16 protein-coding genes and 1 pseudogene are annotated in these 18686 nt (G+C 65.0%); 6 read left to right on the plus strand and 11 right to left on the minus strand.

Annotation, left to right across the window (positions count from 1 at the left end; genetic code table 11):
* Entirely contained in the window at nucleotides 1-1368 is a 1368-nt protein-coding gene (locus tag WT26_RS20515; RefSeq protein ID WP_069273815.1) for a replication initiation protein, read from the minus strand.
* A 1854-nt stretch (nucleotides 1369-3222) separates the two neighbouring features.
* Between WT26_RS20515 and WT26_RS20520 the strand changes: the two genes are divergently transcribed.
* Nucleotides 3223-4404: a DNA-binding protein gene (locus tag WT26_RS20520; RefSeq protein ID WP_069273816.1), complete on the plus strand. Its 1182-nt coding sequence runs from the start codon at nucleotides 3223-3225 to the stop codon at nucleotides 4402-4404.
* Nucleotides 4405-4543: 139 nt separating this feature from the next.
* Here WT26_RS20520 and WT26_RS20525 read toward each other — a convergent pair whose 3' ends face one another.
* The 3 genes and pseudogenes from WT26_RS20525 to WT26_RS20535 form a co-directional block, all read right to left on the minus strand.
* Nucleotides 4544-5557 (minus strand): tyrosine-type recombinase/integrase, encoded by a 1014-nt coding sequence (locus tag WT26_RS20525; RefSeq protein WP_069273817.1) that lies wholly within the window; start codon nucleotides 5555-5557, stop codon nucleotides 4544-4546.
* A 164-nt stretch (nucleotides 5558-5721) separates the two neighbouring features.
* The gene (locus tag WT26_RS20530; RefSeq protein WP_069273818.1) at nucleotides 5722-6102 is read right to left on the minus strand and encodes a DUF2471 family protein; all 381 of its coding nucleotides are present in this window, start codon (nucleotides 6100-6102) and stop codon (nucleotides 5722-5724) included.
* A gap of 147 nt (nucleotides 6103-6249) precedes the next feature.
* Nucleotides 6250-6861, minus strand: a pseudogene (locus WT26_RS20535) (helix-turn-helix domain-containing protein).
* A 160-nt stretch (nucleotides 6862-7021) separates the two neighbouring features.
* Between WT26_RS20535 and WT26_RS20540 the strand changes: the two are divergent.
* Together WT26_RS20540 and tdh are read left to right on the plus strand one after the other, a co-directional pair.
* Nucleotides 7022-8221 carry a glycine C-acetyltransferase gene (locus tag WT26_RS20540; RefSeq protein WP_059523086.1) on the plus strand — a complete coding sequence of 400 codons (1200 nt, stop codon included), beginning with the start codon at nucleotides 7022-7024 and terminating at the stop codon, nucleotides 8219-8221.
* Between the two features lie 13 nt (nucleotides 8222-8234).
* Entirely contained in the window at nucleotides 8235-9263 is a 1029-nt protein-coding gene (gene tdh, locus WT26_RS20545; protein ID WP_059523085.1) for an L-threonine 3-dehydrogenase, read from the plus strand.
* Between the two features lie 67 nt (nucleotides 9264-9330).
* Here tdh and kdpA read toward each other — a convergent pair whose 3' ends face one another.
* From kdpA to WT26_RS20560, 3 genes are read right to left on the minus strand one after another with little or no spacing between them, the layout of a single operon-like run.
* The gene (gene kdpA, locus WT26_RS20550) at nucleotides 9331-11103 is read right to left on the minus strand and encodes a potassium-transporting ATPase subunit KdpA (protein WP_069270749.1); all 1773 of its coding nucleotides are present in this window, start codon (nucleotides 11101-11103) and stop codon (nucleotides 9331-9333) included.
* Nucleotides 11104-11148: 45 nt separating this feature from the next.
* The gene (locus WT26_RS20555; protein ID WP_080485699.1) at nucleotides 11149-11595 is read right to left on the minus strand and encodes a hypothetical protein; all 447 of its coding nucleotides are present in this window, start codon (nucleotides 11593-11595) and stop codon (nucleotides 11149-11151) included.
* Nucleotides 11592-12230, minus strand: a complete 639-nt coding sequence (locus tag WT26_RS20560; RefSeq protein ID WP_069273819.1) for a GNAT family N-acetyltransferase — start codon at nucleotides 12228-12230, stop codon at nucleotides 11592-11594. Before WT26_RS20560 ends, WT26_RS20555 begins: the two co-directional genes overlap by 4 nt.
* A 202-nt stretch (nucleotides 12231-12432) precedes the next feature.
* Here WT26_RS20560 and WT26_RS20565 point away from each other — a divergent pair, with 202 nt between their 5' ends.
* Complete coding sequence (locus WT26_RS20565) at nucleotides 12433-13047, plus strand: TetR/AcrR family transcriptional regulator (RefSeq protein ID WP_069273820.1); 615 nt, start codon at nucleotides 12433-12435, stop codon at nucleotides 13045-13047.
* Nucleotides 13048-13094: 47 nt separating this feature from the next.
* Nucleotides 13095-13574: a DUF1348 family protein gene (locus tag WT26_RS20570; protein WP_069273821.1), complete on the plus strand. Its 480-nt coding sequence runs from the start codon at nucleotides 13095-13097 to the stop codon at nucleotides 13572-13574.
* Nucleotides 13575-13969: 395 nt separating this feature from the next.
* Here the strand turns inward: WT26_RS20570 and WT26_RS20575 are convergent, their stop codons facing one another.
* Entirely contained in the window at nucleotides 13970-15055 is a 1086-nt protein-coding gene (locus WT26_RS20575; protein ID WP_069273822.1) for a tartrate dehydrogenase, read from the minus strand.
* A gap of 124 nt (nucleotides 15056-15179) precedes the next feature.
* Here WT26_RS20575 and WT26_RS20580 point away from each other — a divergent pair, with 124 nt between their 5' ends.
* Nucleotides 15180-16103 carry a LysR substrate-binding domain-containing protein gene (locus tag WT26_RS20580; protein ID WP_069273823.1) on the plus strand — a complete coding sequence of 308 codons (924 nt, stop codon included), beginning with the start codon at nucleotides 15180-15182 and terminating at the stop codon, nucleotides 16101-16103.
* Between the two features lie 55 nt (nucleotides 16104-16158).
* Here WT26_RS20580 and WT26_RS20585 read toward each other — a convergent pair whose 3' ends face one another.
* From WT26_RS20585 to WT26_RS20595, 3 genes are all read right to left on the minus strand, one after another.
* Nucleotides 16159-16623 (minus strand): hypothetical protein, encoded by a 465-nt coding sequence (locus WT26_RS20585; RefSeq protein ID WP_069273824.1) that lies wholly within the window; start codon nucleotides 16621-16623, stop codon nucleotides 16159-16161.
* Between the two features lie 62 nt (nucleotides 16624-16685).
* The gene (locus WT26_RS20590) at nucleotides 16686-17903 is read right to left on the minus strand and encodes a patatin-like phospholipase family protein (protein ID WP_069273825.1); all 1218 of its coding nucleotides are present in this window, start codon (nucleotides 17901-17903) and stop codon (nucleotides 16686-16688) included.
* Nucleotides 17900-18685: a 3-hydroxybutyrate dehydrogenase gene (locus WT26_RS20595; RefSeq protein WP_069273826.1), complete on the minus strand. Its 786-nt coding sequence runs from the start codon at nucleotides 18683-18685 to the stop codon at nucleotides 17900-17902. The genes WT26_RS20590 and WT26_RS20595 overlap by 4 nt, the downstream gene beginning before the upstream one ends.
* Nucleotide 18686 lies beyond the last annotated feature (1 nt).

Raw genomic sequence — 18686 nt, forward strand, 5'->3', positions numbered from 1 at the left:
TCAGGCCGCCCGGGATTGATTCAGCGTAAACGACAGCAGGTCGCCGTCCGTCGGCTCGCCCCAGGTCTTCTGGGCCAGCCAGTCGAAAAAGGCCGTCTCGGCCAGCTTGGAATCGAGGCCGCGCTTGCGCCAGTCGTCGCGCAGATGGGTGCCCATCGTCGGCAGCGCCTCCGACTCGAACGACTCGCGCGCCACTTCGCGCTCGGCGTCGCCCTGCTCTTCGTACAGCACCTTCGCTTCCTTGCGGCGGAACGCAGCGAACTCGCTCAACAGGCGTGCCTTCAGATCGTCCGGCTGCGTCGCGGCGGCCTTGCCCGGCGTCGTGCCGGCCGGCAACGCGTCGACGGCCTCGACCGGCGGCGCATAACCCTTCTTCAGTGCATCCTTGAACAATGCCGGCGCGCTGCGCACCGGCGGCAGCGTCGTGCTGCGCATCCGCTGCTCGGTCATCTGCAGCGCGGCACGAATGCGGTTCTCCTCACTGTCCGCATAGAGCGTCTGCGCTTCCTTCAGCGGGATCCCGAGCTTCACCATCCGGTCGACCAGCGTGCTGTCGAACACGTTCGGATGTTCGTCGAGCGCGAGCATCGGCTGCTTGCGCTCGGTCACGCGGAACTGGATCTCCGCGACCCGGCGCCCTTCACGGTGTTCGATCAGCTCGACGAAGATGTTGGTGACCGCGTTGACTTCCGCGATCGCCGGACGCAGATAGTCGCGCTTGAAGTACTTGTATTCGCGTTTCGCTTCGTCGCCGGCTTCCGTGTCGGGCGTGCCCGACAGGATCGGCCGCCACCACTCCCACGGCTCGCGCATCGTCAGGTGGCTCGGGTTCGTCAGGTAGCGCACGCAGATTTCGTACAGCGCGAGGCCGGCGCTGCTGCGCAGCTGGCTCTGGAACTGCAGGCTCAGGCGCGCGTACTGGACCGGGTCGAGCAGCTTTTTCTTGATCTTCGGCGCGAACGAGAATTCGACCCACACGCGGCGGGTCGCCGGATCCTCGAGAATTTCGGCGTCGGCGATCAGCGTCGAGATCCCCCACTTGCGGCCCGGCTTCTGGCTCGACGTCCCCGTGCTCCATTCGACCTGCACCGACACCATGCGACGCAGGTGTTCCTTCACCAGCGCGGTGTCGTTCGAATCGAAGGCGGAGTTGGCGACGATGTCCGAGAGCAGCGCGCGATACGTATCGCCCGAATCGTCGGCCTGCTGCGCCACGGCCAGCAGGACATTGAACAGCTTGCGAGTGAGGAGCGTGATCTTGCCGCTCTTCGGCTGAATTGCGATCGCCTCGACGGCCTTACGCAACTCGGCTGAACTGGCACTCACCACATCCACATCGGTTTTCTTGGCGCGCTTCGTCGTGGCCATACGTCGGGTCGGAGGAGAAGTTTTCCGGAAGGATAGCGTCTGCGGTGAAGTGCGTCCAGAACGACATGCTCACCATAGCGGGTGATGCGCGCCGGCGAAACGGCACTCACCCCAATCGGCTCCCGTAAAGGCTCACCGGTCCAGAATCGGCCTGTGCGGGACTCACCTTTACGCGTCGCGGGAGACGCGGAATCACAGTTTTTCGCCTGTGCACGATACGTGCGCCGCACCTTCCCGTATCGGCTCACCTGTGACCTTGTCGCAAATTTGCGACTGCTTTTCGTGAGCGCCGCACAGCGTTTTCACTGCGCCTGACCGATAGCAGCAAACCTGCGCACAGCCGCCTGTATGCATGTACAGGCAAAGCCGGTCGGGCGATCGGCACAGCGTCAGAAGTCCGGACAGACGCACGCATTCGGCGCATGAGCGACTGGATCCGGCATGGCCTGTGCGTGTTTCGATGCCCATCGCCACCCGGCTTCGACAGCCCGGGCGCGCATTGTACAGTGCACCATCATCACAGACTCCCGAAAATTCTCACCCTCGATCCGCACAGCCCTGGTGGCCGATCTGTGGCGAACGCCCGTCGCGCGCGGGATCGACCGTTTGCACCTCCTGTAAACCCTCACCTTACCGACAAAAACGGCGCGAAAGCAGACATTCGGACGACTCCCGAAAAACCTCACCGTAACCGACGCGGTATCAAAAACCTCAATGCCTTCCGATACTTAGCGCGATTCCCGGCTGGCCGGCCCAATGCCGCCAGCCCCCGAAAAGCCTCACCTATCCACAGCGCCCATTCGTACGACAGCAGCGTGACGAGTCCCGAAAAATCTCACCTGTGCCAAAAAAACGCCTGTGAAAACGGGCTTACCATCCAGTACTGGCGGGGATTTCAGCGGAAGTGGACGCTCACAGCTCCCGAAAAGCCTCACCTTTGACCATTTTTCGGGCAAATTCCATTCCCGGAAAGGCTCACCTTTGGGTCCACGGGCTGCTCTTCAGTCATGCCCCGAAAAAGCTCACCTCAAGCCGATCCGGCCAGGGAATCCGCCGTTTTGCTCCCGAAAACGCTCACCTTTTGGGGTTCACAGGCCCGCAAATGCACATTTGCGGTGCAAAATCGCGTTCGCGTCCCGGATATCCTCACAGCAAAACTGTGTGGAATCCCGTGAAATCTCACCTTTCATCCAAATTGCCTAAAAGAAGGGCAGAATCGGCTGCAAACGAAGGTCCCGAAAAGGCTCACCGACACCTTCACAGGCAAAAAACTGTGCCCTCAGGCACAGCAGGCGTTTCGTGGCTGTGAGGCCCCGAAAAGCCTCACCTTTGAGAAATCTCGTGTTTCACTGTGATCCCGAATCCGCTCACGACCTTTCCCGCAACGGCTCACGCAGCTCCCTGAACCCCATCACTTCAGCTCCCGCAGAAGATCACCTTGGCTCCCGTAAAACTTCACCTTGTCGGCCGGAAAGCCTTGCAGCATAAGGCTGTGCCGTGGCGTTAACGTTTTTAACTAAGGGTTCAAGGGTGTTTACTTCTAATACTCTCAAGACATCGGCCGTAGAGTTTTCCACAGACACCCCTTACCCCAACACCCACCGATCCTTGGGACCTGCCGTCATGTGAAACAACGCCGACTTTTCGCTATTGGTTCAAAAACGCTTTCGATACAATCGCTTAGCTCGTTTTCTTCGCTTTGTTTCACGGAATCCGCACCCTTCATCGGTCACAGACGGCCACAGCAGCGCTTTCTGTGCACATCGACGTAAATTCGCAACGTCCGTCAAAAATCGGTATCGATCAATACGTATTTCGTTATGATTGCGACATTTAATGCTTGCGAGAGACGCCATGACCCTGGACGAGATGCGTCAAGTCATCCGAGAAGAGCTGGAATCGTTGCGCGCTGCCGGCGCACGACGGCAGGAATTGTCGCTGCACGCGTGCAAGCGGCTATTTTTTGATCTTGGCATCCGGCCGTCGGCTGCCAACGTCCGCGATCTCACCCAGACCGGCAGCGCCAGCGATATCCCGAAAGACATCGACCATTTCTGGGAGCGGATCCGCTCGGCATCGAAGGTTCGTCTGGAAGGCGCCGCGATTCCGAAAGCCGTCGAGGAAAAAGCCGGCGCGTTGCTCGGAGCACTCTATGAAGAAGCGTTGAAAGCCGCTCGAGACAGTCTCGATGGCGACCGCGAACAGGTGCGCACCGACGTCGCGCAGGCCGAACAGCGGCTGCGCGACGCAGCCATCCGCCAGGAGACGCTCGAAGCGGCCATCGCACGCAGCGAAACCCGCAACGAACAGCTTCAGGCGCGGGTGACCGAGCTCGAAGTTCAACTGGCGTCCCAAAGCACCCACGGTTCGGCAAACGAGGCCACGCTGCTCACCACAGTCAACCGCCTGGAAAAGGATCTGGCCGCGGCCACCGGCCGCGTGGATGCCGAACAGACGCAGAACGCTGCGTTGCGCGACCGTATCGATGCGCTTCAAGCAGAACTGCAGCAGCGCACCGAGCACTACGCGCAGCAAATCAAGGATGCGGTGGCCGAAGCCGAACGCCGCGTCAAGCCGATGCTGGTCGAGCTGGATTCGTTGCGCAGCACGGCGTCGACCTACCAGAACGGCTTACGCGACGTTCAGCGCAAGGAATTCGATTTCCTCCAGCAATTGAGTGCGGCCAAGGCGCGTGCCGACCGGCTCGAAGAACAGTTGCGCAGCCAGAGCGACGAATTGGCCGCGGCGACGCGCGAAATGAACACGCTGCGCGCGAGCCGCGGAATGAATCCGGAAATCGCCGCGCTGATCCGCCGCCTGGCCGATGCCGGCAAGCTCGACGCCGACGCATTCACAGTGATCGGCACGGCACTGGATTCCGATATCCCCGTGCCGAACCAGTGTCCGCACTGCGACGGCGAACCGGAGTTGTCGCACACGGATGAGGGTTTCGAGGTGTCGTGCCCGGAGTGCGAATACGCGTCAGGCTCGTGGCCCTCGCGCTTCGAAGCGGTCACCCGTTTTGGAAGCAATTGACCGCGTTCAATCCGGATGCACAGTCAAAGGTGAGATTTTCCGGGAGCCTTGAGGTGAGGTTTTTCGGGAGCGATTGAACGGTGAGGCCCTGCTGCGCAAGGCGCTCTCACATCGCCGGCTGCGTCCGGCAATCCCCGGATCAGTGAGATTCGGGCTCGGACGGCACCTCACCCTCGATCAAGCTGTCACGCCAGTTCTTCCATGCGCGATGCAGGCGGTTCGACGAGATCGGTCGCATGAAGCCCAGCCATTTGCCGACTCGTTCGGGCGGCACGTCGTTCTCGAACAATTCCGCGGCATAGGTGTTGCGCAAAGTCTGCGGGCTTGCGCGCGCGGTGCGCGACGTCGCGATGTCTGCCGCTTCGACGATCGCGTCGATGGCGCGCAGCATCGTCGCCTTGTGCATCGGGCGTCCCGCGTGCGATGCCGGAAAGATGAGGTCGCCCGGTATGTCCTGGCGCTTGCGTTCGGTGAGCCACGCTTCGAGCAGGGCGATCGCGAACGACGCCACGTGCGTTTCCCGTGCGAAATCGGGATGTGTCGACGGGATCTGCAGCGACGTTCCAGCCGTATTGATGCAACTAATCGTAAGTACGCGCGCTTCACCGGTTTTAATGCCGGCGCCGAGAAACGCGGCGACGAGCGCGCGGTCGCGCCGCTCTTTCCAGTACGCGGAACCGGATACGCCGATCGGCGAAAACAGGTACGTGAGCAACGTCGCGCGCTCGGCCGGCGTGAGGAAACCGGTAGGTTCGTTGTCGCGCGCCTTGCGCCAGTTCGCTTCGCCATCCTGAGCAATGAACCGGGCCGGGTTGGTCGACGCGTATTCGGTACGCCGGATATGGTCGAGCACACGCTCGATCAGCCGCAGATAGCGCATTCGCTGGGTTTTCCGGATCGGGAGTTCGCCGACGAAGTGGGCGATCGATGCGGTGTCGACCGATGCGAGATTCTTCTGGTGCGTACGCAGCCACGTGAGAAACGCGCCCCATTGCGCGCGATAGACGTCGGCCGATGAGCGACGATAGTCCTGCATGGCGAGCCATGCATCGAATGCGGCTTCGGGCGAGACGATCCAGTCCGATGCGTGACGGTCGAACAAATCCTTTTCTACCGTTGGCAATGGCGTGTGCGTGGGCGAAGGAAGGGACATGTGATTTATTCCGTTAGTTGCGTGCATGGTAGCTCTTTTTGCAACCCCCGGGCGGGATGAGCCGAAAGGCTCGATATGCGGAACGCGCATCCGTCGCCGCACTGCATGGCGCTCGCTTATCCGACCGCAACGACGGTTGCCGGCAAGCCGCGCCCGGCCCGCAATCAGCCGCGCCAGCCCTTGGTCGTGCGCCCGGTTTTGACGGACGGGGGTTGCACGTCGCGCTTGCTTGCAGCGGCCTCATACGCGACGACTGCGAACGAGAATACGGCCGGCAGCGCGTTGGACTTGCCGAAGTCGATCGGATCGTCCGTTTCGGGAAACGTCATGTCCGACGGCCGTTCGAACAATTGACGCATGCCGGCCTCGTGCCGGCTGGCAAAGCCGAGATCGGCGAGCGCCTCGGCTTCGATCGCGTGCAGCAGGCGCCACGTCAGCGGGACGCGCTGGCGGATATAACGCCCGGCGATATGGCGAACGATCAGCTCGAGGTCGTGCGCGGCAGCCTTGAAGCTGAGCGCGGCCAAATCCTGTTCTTCTGTCATTGCAGGCTCCTGTCGGTCGGAGTTGGCGCCTTAGCGCCTGGGGTGGCCCAGGCTTCGCACTCTGGCCGACGCATATCGGAATGTCCGTATACTGTACAAACATACAGTGTTTTCCGCAACTGGCCGTTTGGCTGACTCGACGGCCCGTCAGCGATGAATCACGATCAACAACGCTCTCGCTTCGGCCTTGCCGGGATTGCGGATCGCGTGCGGCTCGTCGGCCGGGTAGCGCGCCGTGTCGCCTGCCTTCAGGCGCCGGCTTGCCGCCGCGGCTTCGATTTCCATCGCGCCCTGCAGCACGGTGAGGTGCTCGCGCGTGCCGGGCTCGTGGGCGTTCGATATCAGTGCGCCGCCGCCCGGCAGCGTCAGCTCGTACCACTCGAACTTGCCGGCGAGGTCGATCGGGCCCCACACGCGCAGCTGGTATCGGCCGTCATGGCCGGCGAGCGTCGGAATGTCGTGCGGGCCGTCTACACGGATCGTCTCGGGCGCCTTCGGCTGCGAGAACAGCTCGTCGAGCGTGATGCCGAGTGCGTTCGTCAGCCGCCACGCCACCGCGATCGTCGGGTTGGCCTTGTCGCGTTCGATCTCGGAGAGCATCGATTTCGATACGCCGGCTGCGCGCGACAGGTCGTCGAGTGTCAGCTTGCGTTCGTTGCGCAGCCGCTGGATCTGCTCGCCGACACGCGGCGGCGTGGCGGCCGGCGGTTACGGTGCGGCGCTGGCAGGCGTGCGCCGCGAACCGGAGGAACTTGCCATTTGGATTCCGTTCGCTTAGAGTTGTTCGGTATTTCGAATTCTAGTTCGGAATATCGGATAAATGCGGTCAACCGAACGACCGACTATAACAGTAGCAGGCCGTTGCGCCGCCGCCACGAGCGGCGGCCGGCGGGTTGCGATTCATGTCAGGAGCTTTGCGATGCGTGATGCCTTTCTCGCCCAGGTGCGCGGGACGCTGGACCAGATCCGCGCGGACGGTTTTTACAAGACCGAGCGCGAGATCGCGAGTCCCCAGGCGGCAGCCGTGCGGCTCGCCGGCGGTGCCGGCGTGCTCAATTTCTGCGCGAACAACTACCTGGGCCTGGCGAACGATCCGCGCCTGATCGAGGCGGCGAAGGCCGGCCTCGACCAGGACGGCTTCGGCATGGCATCGGTGCGCTTCATCTGCGGCACGCAAACCGTGCACAAGCAACTGGAAAGCGCGCTGGCCGCCTTTCTCGGCACGGAGGACAGCATCCTCTATTCGAGCTGCTTCGATGCGAACGGCGGGCTGTTCGAGACGCTGCTCGACGAGAACGACGCGGTGATCAGCGACGAGCTGAACCACGCGAGCATCATCGACGGCATCCGCCTCTGCAAGGCGAAGCGGTTCCGCTACAAGAACAACGACCTGTCCGACCTCGAGGCGAAGCTGAAGGAAGCCGATGCGGCGGGCGCGCGCCACAAGCTGATCGCGACCGACGGCGTGTTCTCGATGGACGGCATCATCGCCGACCTGAAAGGCATCTGCGATCTCGCCGATCGCTACGGCGCGCTCGTGATGGTCGACGATTCGCATGCGGTCGGCTTCATCGGCACGCACGGCCGCGGCACGCCCGAGCATTGCGGCGTCGAAGGCCGCGTCGACATCATCACGGGGACGCTCGGCAAGGCGCTCGGCGGCGCATCGGGCGGCTATGTCGCCGCGCGTCGCGAAGTCGTCGAGCTGCTGCGCCAGCGCTCGCGCCCGTATCTCTTCTCGAACACGCTTACGCCGAGCATCGCCGCGGCATCGCTGAAGGTGCTGGAACTGCTCGGCAGCGACGAAGGCGCGAAGCTGCGCGAGCGCGTGCGCGAGAACGGCGCGCGGTTTCGCAAGCAGATGACCGAAGCCGGCTTCACGCTCGTGCCGGGCGCGCATCCGATCATCCCGGTGATGCTCGGCGATGCGCAGCTCGCGACGAACATGGCCGACAAGCTGCTCGGCGAAGGCGTCTACGTGATCGGCTTCTCGTTCCCCGTCGTGCCGCGCGGCCGCGCGCGCATCCGCACGCAGATGAGCGCCGCGCATACGCCTGAACAGATCGACCAGACGGTCGCCGCGTTCGTGCGCGTGGGCAAGTCGCTCGGCGTGATCTGACGGAGGCGCGACCATGAAAGCACTGGCAAAACTCGAACGCGGCCCCGGCCTCACGCTCACGCGCGTGAAGCGTCCGGAAGTCGGCCACAACGACGTGCTGATCAAGATCCGTCGCACGGCGATCTGCGGCACCGACATCCATATCTGGAAGTGGGACGACTGGGCGCAGAAGACGATTCCCGTACCGATGCACGTCGGTCACGAATATGTCGGCGAGATCGTCGAGATGGGGCAGGAGGTGCGCGGTTTCGCGATCGGCGATCGCGTGTCCGGCGAAGGCCACATCACGTGCGGCTTCTGCCGTAACTGTCGCGCTGGGCGCCGGCATCTGTGCCGGAACACGGTTGGCGTCGGCGTGAACCGCGAAGGCGCGTTCGCCGAGTATCTGGCGATCCCGGCATTCAACGCGTTCAAGATCCCGCCCGAGATTTCCGACGATCTCGCGTCGATCTTCGATCCGTTCGGCAACGCGACGCACACGGCACTGTCGTTCAACCTCGTCGGCGAAGACGTGCTGATCACCGGCGCGGGCCCGATCGGCATCATGGCCGTGGCGATCGCGAAGCATGTCGGCGCGCGCAACGTCGTCATCACCGACATCAACGACTACCGGCTGGAACTCGCGCGCAAGATGGGCGCGACGCGCGCGGTCAACGTCGCACGCGAGTCGTTGCGCGACGTGATGACCGACCTGCACATGACCGAAGGCTTCGACGTCGGCCTCGAAATGTCGGGTGTGCCGAGCGCGTTCACGAGCATGCTCGAGGCGATGAACCACGGCGGCAAGGTCGCGCTGCTCGGCATTCCGCCCGCGCAGACGGCGATCGACTGGAACCAGGTGATCTTCAAGGGGCTCGAGATCAAGGGCATCTATGGCCGCGAGATGTTCGAGACCTGGTACAAGATGGTCGCGATGCTGCAGAGCGGCCTCGACCTGTCGCCGATCATCACGCATCGCTTCGCGGCCGACGATTTCGAGAAAGGCTTCGCCGCGATGCTGTCCGGCGAGAGCGGCAAGGTGATTCTCGACTGGACGGCCTGAACGCGCTCCCTGCATGGCGTGCGTCGTCGCGCCTCGCCGCGCGGCGTCGGCCGGGGGCACGGAAGCGTCACCGGCCGGCCGTCATCGCAAGATGCTCGGCGATCGGGCCGAGCGCGAGCGCCGGCAGGAACGTCAGCAGCGTGACCAGCACCACGGTCGAGAGCAGCATGCAGACGAACAGCGGCCCGTGCGTCGGCAGCGTGCCGGCGCCGGCCGCGCGTCGCTGCTTGGCCGCGAGGGAGCCTGCGATCGCCAGCACCGGCACGATGACCGTGAAGCGGCCGAACCACATCGCGGCAGCCAGTGACGTGTTGTAGAACGCCGTGTTTGCCGACAGGCCCGCAAACGCGCTGCCGTTGTTGTTCGCGGCGGACGAGAACGCGTAGAGCATCTCGCTGAAGCCGTGCGCGCCCGGATTGCCGAGTCCGGCGACGCCGGCCGGCGTCACGGCCGCGATTGCGGTGCCGACCAGCACGATCGCCGGCGTCGCGAGAATCGCGATCGACACCATCTTCATTTCGTACGCTTCGATCTTCTTGCCGACGTATTCGGGGGCGCGCCCGATCATCAGCCCGGCGACGAACACCGCGAGCAGCACCACCATCAGCATGCTGTACAGGCCGGAACCGGGGCCGCCGAACACGACTTCGCCGGTCTGCATCAGCGCCATCGGCACGAGGCCCCCGAGCGGCGTGAACGAATCGTGCATCGCATCGACCGCGCCGTCGCCGCTGCTCGTCGACACCGTCGCGTACAGCGCCGACGACACGATCCCGAAGCGCGTCTCCTTCCCTTCCATGTTGCCGCCCGGCTGGCTCGCCGACGCGACCGTGTCGATGCCGGGCGCACTCAGCGCCGGACCGGCAGCCTGCTCCGCCCGGATCACCATCGCGGCGGCGGCGACGAACAGCGTCAGCATCGCGGCGTAGATCGTCCACCCCTGCCGGCGGTCCTGAATCATCGTGCCGAACGTGTGGCAGAGCGCGGCCGGAATGATCAGCATCGCCAGCATCTGCAGGAAATTCGCGAACGGTGTCGGGTTCTCGTACGGATGCGCCGAATTCGCGTTGAAGAATCCGCCGCCGTCGCCGCTCATCAGCTTGATCGATTCCTGCGACGCGACGGGCCCCATCGGCAGCGTCAGCGTGGCGGCGGGCGTCGACGAGTGCGGCTGCACGATCGCAACGTCGCGATTCGGCGCGAAATTCTGCACCACACCCTGCCCGATGAACGCCGCCGCGAACAGGGCCGCCAGCGGAACCAGCACGTAGAGCGTCATGCGCGTCAGGTCGATCCAGACATTGCCGATCGTTTTGCTGCCCCGGCGCACGAGCCCACGAATCAGCGCGAGCATGACGACCATCCCGCTCGCCGCCGACAGGAACGCCTGCACGCCGATGCCGAGCATCTGCGTCAGGTGGCTGAGCGTCGTCTCGCCCGCATACGCCTGCCAGCTCGTATTCGTCGCGAAGCTGACGGCCGTGTTGAATGCGAGCCCCGGTTCGACGTTCGGCAAGTGCTGCGGATTGAGCGGCAGCCAGACCTGGATGCGCTGCAGCAGGTAAAGCGCAGCCGCGCCGAGCGCGTTGAACGCGACGAGCGCGACCGCATAGCGCTTCCAGTCCATTTCCTCGTCGGGGGCGACGCCCGACAGCCGGTAAATCGCGCGTTCGACGACGGCGACGCGCCGCAGCGGCCCCGGCAGGTCGCCGAGCGCGATACGGGCGATGGCTGTCCCGAGCGGTTTGACCAGAAAGGTGAGAACAAACAGGAACACGCCGACCTGTGTCCAGGCATTGCCGATCACGCTGCCTCCCAGGCCGGCGCCGCCGCCCTGCATCGAATGGATTGTTTCATTTCAACGCATGCATAACGCGGCGCGCGGCTAGCGGAGCGGCTTGTTCTCGATCCAGTGCGGATCGAGCTGCAGGTTGAGGAGCACGAGCCAGCGCTTCGGACAGCGCGGCGCGATGCGGACCGGCTCTTCGTCGGAACCGCCGAACGCGACGAACCCGTGATCGAGAGCATGGCGGTATGCGCGCTGTGCGTCGGCCTGCAGCCAGTAGCCGACCAGCGCGCACGACATGAAGCGGAACAGCAGCAGCGTCGCGGCTTCCGGCGCGAACCCGGCCGAGACGAGCGCGAATTCGAACGCGAGCGTCAGCAGGTGCGCGACGGCGATCGTGACGAGCGCCAGCTTCGCGAGGCCGCGCAGCCGGATCGCGGCGCGAAGGCGCGCGTTGCGCAGCGCGAGCCGCGCGGCTTCGTCCGGCGAGACGGGTGGGATGGGCGGGATGGACGAGTCGCGGCCCGGGAGCGGGTCGCGCTTCATGATGAAGCCGCTTGGCGGCGATTGGGGCGAATCGCGACGGCGCCGCGCATCGCGGCTGCGCCGTTCGTCGGGCCGACCGGCTTGCAGAGCACGGCGCTGTCATAGCCGCGGCCCGCGAAGCGCATGACGTCGATCGGCCGGAAGCCTTCGCCGACGCAGAACGCGACGAGCCGGCCGGCCTCTTGCGGCACATCGAGCGCGAGATGGCTGGCCCGGTGCGACGCGCTCCACTGCTCGGCGAACGCGAGCAGCGATCGGCCGATGCCGCGATCCTGCCAGACCGGATCGACCGCGAGCTCGCGGATCGTCACGACCCGGCGGCTGCGATACGGATCGCACGGCGAATCGGGATCGGACAGGCGCATCGTCACCGTCGCGACCAGGTGCGCGTTGCCGAGCGCAACGAAGCACTCGCCGGCGAGCGTGCGCTCGCGTGTTCCGGCGGCGGAACGGCCGGCGGCCGGGTATGGAAAGCCCAGTGCGCCGAGCGGTGCGAAGGCACGCTGCAGCAGCGCGGTCAGCGACTCGTACGAGTCCACGCGCGGATCGAAACGTCTCAGCACGACGCGCTCGTCGAGCTGCTTCGCGTAAGCGGCGTAGCTACGGGTGCGGCGTGCGGGTTCGGAATGCGGCATGACATCCTCAGGCCCATCAAGGTGCACGCAGTGTAGTGAGTCGCGAATGTCGGCATCAAGAAAAAATGTCGTAAAGATTGCGGACCGGCGTCGCACGCATATCGTGGTGGAACGATCGTTCTGCATTATTCTTGACGAGGGAGAACGATCGTTCTACCGTAAACCCATCAACTCGAACCATGACAGATCCGTTTGACCGACCATGACCTCATACGAACCTCAGCCCGGGGAACCGGGCGTTCGCGACCGGCTGCTCGATGCAGCCGAAGCGCTGATCTACTCGGGCGGCATTCATGCAACCGGTGTCGATGCGATCGTCAAGCGATCCGGCGCGGCGCGAAAGAGCTTTTATTCGCATTTCGAATCGAAAGAGGCGCTGGTGGTGGCCGCGCTCGAACGTCGCGACGAGCGCTGGATGCGCTGGTTCGTCGACGCGACGCTGGCGCGCGGCAACGCACCGCGCTCGCAGTTGCTCGGCATGTTCGACGTGCTGCGCGACTGGTTCGCGCAACCCGACTTTCACGGCTGTGCGTTCCTCAACGCATCGGGCGAGATTCCCGATGCCGACGATCCGGTGCGCGTCGTCGCACGGGCGCACAAGGCGCGCTTGCTGGCGTTCGTGCGCGAACGGCTCGACGCGCTGGCCGACGACGCGGGGATCGAGCGCCGCGGGCTTGCGCGCATTGCGCGTCAGTGGCTCGTGCTGATCGACGGCGCAATCGGCGTGGCGCTCGTCAGTGGCGATGCAAACGCCGCGCGCGATGCGCGCGCGACGGCCGAACTGCTGCTCGACGCCGTGTCGCGGCCGTCGAGGTAGCAAGCTGGCCGCGGCATTGCGCGGCCGAACCCTGACTGGAGAAAACGATGTCTGAATCAGCCGAAGTCCGCCCGCCCGTTCCGCCCTTCACGCTCGAAACGGCGCGCCAGAAAGTGCGCGCCGCCGAGGACGCGTGGAACACGCGCGACCCGCAGCGCGTGTCGCTCGCCTATACGCCGCAAAGCCGATGGCGCAATCGTGCGGAATTCGTGACCGGCCGCGACGAGATCGTCGGGCTGCTGCAGCGCAAGTGGGCGCGCGAGCTCGACTACCGGCTGATCAAGGAGCTGTGGGCATTCGACGGCAATCGCATCGCGGTGCGCTTTGCGTACGAATGGCATGACGATGCCGGCAACTGGTTCCGTTCGTACGGCAACGAAAACTGGGAGTTCGACGAAAACGGGCTGATGGCGCATCGTCACGCGAGTATCAACGACCTGCCGATTCGCGAAGCGGACCGGCTCTTTCACTGGCCGCTCGGTCGTCGTCCGGACGATCATCCCGGGCTGTCCGATCTCGGCCTGTAAGCGCGTCGCACAGTCGGACGCGGCGGCCGTGCGATCGATTGGTGAGGCAATACGGGAGCAGGTTCGGTCAAGGTGAGCGTTTTCGGGAGCAATGAAAACGCCATCGCATCTGTCGCTTCGGTGACGCAACGACACGACGCGCAGCTCACCGATCTCGTTCGGTGCGAATATGCGATGTGACACTGCCGAAATGCATGGTGGTGCGTATCGGCACGCCGTGTTTCTCACCGCAGGCCGCATCCGGTCGAACGGATGCGCCCGTCGGTGCGCGTCGATACACCGCGCATCTCACCCGTATGCAAGATCGGCACGTCGCCGCGCCAAGCGTGCGACGCGTCGTGCCGATCACCTCACCTCTCATGCATACGGCGCAGCGTTGCCCAGCCCATCACCGGTCATCCCGCAATCCGCGTCGCGATCGCTTCGCCCACTTCCTGTGTCCCCGCGTTGCCGCCGAGATCGCGCGTATGCGGCCCCGTGCGCAGCACGTCCTCGATCGCGGCGACGATCGCATCGTGCGCCTCGCGTTCGCGGCCCGCGCCGTTGCCGAGGAAGTCGAGCATCAGGGCCGCCGACCAGATCATCGCGACCGGGTTCGCGATGTATTGCCCCGTGATGTCGGGTGCAGAGCCGTGCACGGGTTCGAACAGCGACGGAAACGCGCGGTCGGGGTTCAGGTTCGCCGACGGCGCGATGCCGATCGTGCCCGTACAGGCGGGCCCGAGATCCGACAGGATGTCGCCGAACAGGTTCGACGCGACGACGACGTCGAAGCGGTCAGGCTGCAGCACGAAACGCGCGCACAGGATGTCGATGTGCTGCTTGTCGACGGCGATGTCGGGATAGCGTTCGGCCATCTCGGCCGTGCGTGCGTCCCACCACGGCATGCTGATCGCGATGCCGTTGCTCTTCGTCGCGACGGTGAGGCGCTTCGCGCGCCGCTGCGCGAGTTCGAACGCGAATTTCAGCACGCGCTCGGTGCCGTGGCGCGTGAAGATCGACTGCTGCATCACGATCTCGCGATCGGTGCCTTCGAACATCGTGCCGCCGACCGACGAATACTCGCCCTCGGTGTTCTCGCGCACGATCATGAAGTCGATGTCGCCCGCGCGGCGGCCGGCGAGCGGCGACGGCACGCCGTCGAACAGGCGCGCGGGCCGCAGGTTGATGTACTGGTCGAATTCGCGGCGGAACTTCAGCAGCGAGCCCCACAGCGACACGTGATCGGGCACCGTCGCAGGCCAGCCGACCGCGCCGAACAGGATCGCGTCCATGCCCGACAACTGCGCCTTCCAGTCGTCCGGCATCATCTGGCCGTGCTGCGTGTAGTAGTCGCAGCTCGCCCAGTCGATGCGGACGAAGTCGAAGCGGATGCCGAAGCGCGCGGTCACGGCATCGAGTGCGCGCAGGCCCTCGGGCATCACTTCACGGCCGATGCCGTCGCCGGGAATCACGGCAATTCTGTAGGTCCTGTCGCTCATGCGAATGCTCCTCCAGATCGATTCGGGCCGCCGCAGACCACGCGCGCAGCGGCAGATGGCCCCATTCTATTTGTTTCCATCTGGATTAAAATCGCGTGAAAGGTTAATCGACTTTCCACGAATCGTGAACAAATCGCCGAATCTCGACGACCTCCGGGTATTCAGCCTGGTCGTCCGCCTGACCAGCTTCAGCGCGGCCGCCGAGCAGCTCGCGGTGTCGCCCGCCTATGTCAGCAAGCGCATCGCGTTGCTCGAGGCGCAGCTCGGCACGCGCCTGCTGCATCGCTCGACCCGCCGCGTGACGGTCACGGAAGCCGGCGAGCGCGTGTTCGCGCGCGCCGAGAAGATTCTCGACGACGTCGATCATCTCGTCGAGGACGTGTCGACCACGCGTACGGTGCCGCGCGGCACGCTGCGCATTTCGAGCAGCTTCGGGTTCGGCCGGCACATCGTCGCGCCGGCGCTGCTCGACTTCACCGCGCGCTATCCGCAGCTGAACGTGCGGCTCGACCTGTTCGACCGGCTCGTCGACGTCGCGGGCGAAGGCTACGACCTCGACGTGCGCATCGGCGACGAGATTGCCGATCACCTGATCGCGCGCCGCCTCGCCGCGAACTACCGCGTGCTGTGTGCGTCGCCCGACTATCTCGCCCGGCGCGGTACACCGCGCTCGCTCGCGGATCTCGCCTCGCACGACTGTCTTGCCATCAAGGAGCGCGATCACCCGTTCGGCGTGTGGCGGCTGAACGTGCGCGGCGAAACGGCCACGGTGAAGGTGGGTGGCGCGCTGTCGACGAACCATGGCGAGGTAGCCGTGCAATGGGCGCTGGCCGGGCGCGGCATCGTGCTGCGTTCGATCTGGGAAGCCGCGCCGCTGATCGAACGCGGTGCACTGTGTCGCGTGCTGCCGGACGCGATCCAGCCCGCGAACATCTGGGCCGTGTATCCGGAGCGCGTTGCGGCGTCGGCCAAAGTGCGCGTGTGCGTCGACTTTCTCGCGGATGCGTTCGCGCATCTGAACGACACGGCGAACGACGGCGTCGCGTGATGCACGCCAAAGGTGAGCTTTTGCGGGATCGTGATTCAGTGCCGCCCGCACCGGGTCACAGCCGGTTGTCCTTCGCGAGCGTCAGCACGCGCGCCCAGCGTTGCGCGTCGTGCTTGTCCATCATCGGCAGCTTCCATTCGCTGCGCACGCCATCGCGCACGTGCACGACGAGATGCCAGCGGCCGCCGATCGGCGCGGCCTGGCAGCCGTCGAGCTGCGACAGCGTATAGCGGCCGTCCGCGCCGTCGTGCGACAGCCACAGCAGCCCCTGCGTCGCCGACACGCGCAGCTCGCCCCACGCGCGATGCACGACGTGGGTCCAGCCTTCTTCCTTCGTATTCGGTGCGATGTCGCGGCGGCGTTTGATCCACCAGGCGACCAGCGCGATCAGGATCGCGGCGGCGAGCACGGCGGCCGCGATCGCGACCGGCTGGCCGAACTGTGCGGCGATGACTTGAAACAGGTGAACCGCGCCCCATCCGGCAGCGACGAGCGCGAACAGTGCAATGAAAATCGGCATGTCGGTTTCGGAAAGAGAAGCGGACCGGCGCAGGCAGCGCGCCGGTCCGCTCGGGCACGACGTCACCGCCTGCGGTGAATGTCGTGCGTCACGAAGCCCGCGTCGTTGTTGGGCAGCGCGAGGCCGTCCTTGACTGCGAGCGTCTTGCGGATGTCGTCGAGGCCCGCGGACCAGTGGTCACGCATCGTCGACAGACCGAACTGATAGTCCTTGTAGTGATGCTCGTACGCCTTCTGCTGGTAGATCAGGTGCTGGATGTTGTACTTCTTGCTGGACGACATCGCATCGGCCTCGATGCACCAGGGATCCGCCTTGCGCTGCTCTTCCGGCACCTGCTCGAGCACGTGGCGCAGCACGTTGCGGTAACGCTGTTCGCGCTGCAGCGTGTCGGTCACGAAGCGCGTGCGGCTCGAATACTGCACGTCCTTCGTGCGCTCGGCGACGTCGGCCATCGTGCGCGGCAGCGGCCCGCGCGCGCTCCACAGGTCGACCTGGAACGCGAGCGTGTCGCGGCGCGGCCGTGCGCGCAGCACTTCCATCAGCGGCGTGTTCGACACGACACCGCCGTCCCAGTAGTACTCGCCGTCGATCTCGACCGGCGGGAACGCGGGCGGCAGCGCGCCGGACGCCATGAAATGCTCGGGCGCCAGACGGATGCGCGAGTTGTCGAAGTACACGAAGTTGCCGGTGCCGACGTTGACGGCGCCGACCGACACGCGCGTTTCGCCCGAATTGATCCGGTCGAAATCGCACAGCTTCAGCAGCGTCGCGCGCAGTTGCGACGTGTCGTACCAGCTGATCTTCTCCGGATGATCCGACACGCCCGGCAGCGGCGGCGGGAAGCGCGGCACGAAGAAGCCCTGCTGGCCCTGCATCATCGCGCTCGCGGCCTGTGACGCCGTGAAGAACGTACGAACCTGGTCGATGCTGTTGAACAGCGCGAACTCGAATGCGGCCGGAACCGTCGGGAAGAACGCCGGCTTGCAGATCGTTTCCCAGAACTCGCGCAGCCGCTCGACGCGATGCTCGGGCGCATTGCCCGCGATCAGCGCGGTGTTGAGCGCGCCGATCGAGATGCCCGCGATCCAGTCGAGCGGAATGCCCGCCTCGTGCAGCCCTTCGAACACGCCGGCCTGGTACGCGCCGAGCGCGCCGCCGCCTTGCAGCACGAGCGCGATCGTTTCGTACGGCAGCGTACGCGCGGCGGCCGGTGCGCCGGCCTCGTGATGCAGGTCCGCCGCATCGACGGCCTGCTTTTCGGTGCGGGCGTGCGGCTTCATTGCATGAACCAGCCGTGGCTGACGATGAACGACTGGCCCGTGAGCGCGGCGCTCGGGAAGGCCGACAGGAACAGCACCGTCTGCGCGACGTCCTGCACCGTCGTGAACACGCCGTCGACCGTATTGCCGAGCATCACCTTCTTCACCACTTCCTCTTCGCTGATCCCGAGCTCCTTCGCCTGCTCCGGAATCTGCTTGTCGACCAGCGGCGTGCGCACGAAGCCCGGACACACGACGTGCGAGCGCACGTTGTGCTTCGCGCCTTCCTTCGCCAGCACGCGGGCCAGGCCGAGCAGCCCGTGCTTGGCCGTCACGTACGCGGACTTCAGCGGCGACGCTTCGTGCGAATGCACCGAACCCATGTAGATCACGACACCGCCGCGATCGTCCTTGTACATGTGCTTGAGCGCGGCCTTGGTCGTCAGGAACGCACCGTCGACGTGGATCGCCTGCATCTTCTTCCAGTCGGAGAACGCGTAGTTCTCGATCGGGTTGACGATCTGGATGCCCGCGTTCGACACGAGGATGTCGACCGAGCCGAACGTTTCGGCCACCTTGTCGATACAGCTGTTCACGGCGTCCTCGTTCGTCACGTCCATCGCGACGCCGATCGCCTTGCCGCCCGCCTTGACGATCTCGTCGGCAACGGCGTTCGCGCCGTCCTGGTTCAGGTCGGCGATCGCGACGGCCGCGCCCGCTTTCGCGAGCTCGAGTGCGATTTCCTTGCCGATGCCGCTCGCGGCGCCCGTGACGACTGCGGTCTTGCCATTCAGATTGCTCATG

It is taken from the genome of Burkholderia cepacia (genome assembly GCF_001718835.1).
In the GTDB taxonomy this organism is placed as follows: domain Bacteria; phylum Pseudomonadota; class Gammaproteobacteria; order Burkholderiales; family Burkholderiaceae; genus Burkholderia; species Burkholderia cepacia_F.

What these genes read in the sequence shown, in the direction of transcription:
- WT26_RS20590 (WP_069273825.1), bottom strand. Translation starts at nt 17,903, where the DNA reads ATGAAGCCGCACGCCCGCACCGAAAAGCAGGCCGTCGATGCGGCGGAC.
- WT26_RS20520 (WP_069273816.1), top strand. Translation starts at nt 3,223, where the DNA reads ATGACCCTGGACGAGATGCGTCAAGTCATCCGAGAAGAGCTGGAATCG.
- WT26_RS20585 (WP_069273824.1), bottom strand. Translation starts at nt 16,623, where the DNA reads ATGCCGATTTTCATTGCACTGTTCGCGCTCGTCGCTGCCGGATGGGGC.
- tdh (WP_059523085.1), top strand. Translation starts at nt 8,235, where the DNA reads ATGAAAGCACTGGCAAAACTCGAACGCGGCCCCGGCCTCACGCTCACG.
- WT26_RS20515 (WP_069273815.1), bottom strand. Translation starts at nt 1,368, where the DNA reads ATGGCCACGACGAAGCGCGCCAAGAAAACCGATGTGGATGTGGTGAGT.
- WT26_RS20555 (WP_080485699.1), bottom strand. Translation starts at nt 11,595, where the DNA reads ATGAAGCGCGACCCGCTCCCGGGCCGCGACTCGTCCATCCCGCCCATC.
- WT26_RS20560 (WP_069273819.1), bottom strand. Translation starts at nt 12,230, where the DNA reads ATGCCGCATTCCGAACCCGCACGCCGCACCCGTAGCTACGCCGCTTAC.
- WT26_RS20570 (WP_069273821.1), top strand. Translation starts at nt 13,095, where the DNA reads ATGTCTGAATCAGCCGAAGTCCGCCCGCCCGTTCCGCCCTTCACGCTC.
- WT26_RS20595 (WP_069273826.1), bottom strand. Translation starts at nt 18,685, where the DNA reads ATGAGCAATCTGAATGGCAAGACCGCAGTCGTCACGGGCGCCGCGAGC.
- WT26_RS20565 (WP_069273820.1), top strand. Translation starts at nt 12,433, where the DNA reads ATGACCTCATACGAACCTCAGCCCGGGGAACCGGGCGTTCGCGACCGG.
- WT26_RS20530 (WP_069273818.1), bottom strand. Translation starts at nt 6,102, where the DNA reads ATGACAGAAGAACAGGATTTGGCCGCGCTCAGCTTCAAGGCTGCCGCG.
- WT26_RS20525 (WP_069273817.1), bottom strand. Translation starts at nt 5,557, where the DNA reads ATGTCCCTTCCTTCGCCCACGCACACGCCATTGCCAACGGTAGAAAAG.
- WT26_RS20575 (WP_069273822.1), bottom strand. Translation starts at nt 15,055, where the DNA reads ATGAGCGACAGGACCTACAGAATTGCCGTGATTCCCGGCGACGGCATC.
- kdpA (WP_069270749.1), bottom strand. Translation starts at nt 11,103, where the DNA reads ATGCAGGGCGGCGGCGCCGGCCTGGGAGGCAGCGTGATCGGCAATGCC.
- WT26_RS20540 (WP_059523086.1), top strand. Translation starts at nt 7,022, where the DNA reads ATGCGTGATGCCTTTCTCGCCCAGGTGCGCGGGACGCTGGACCAGATC.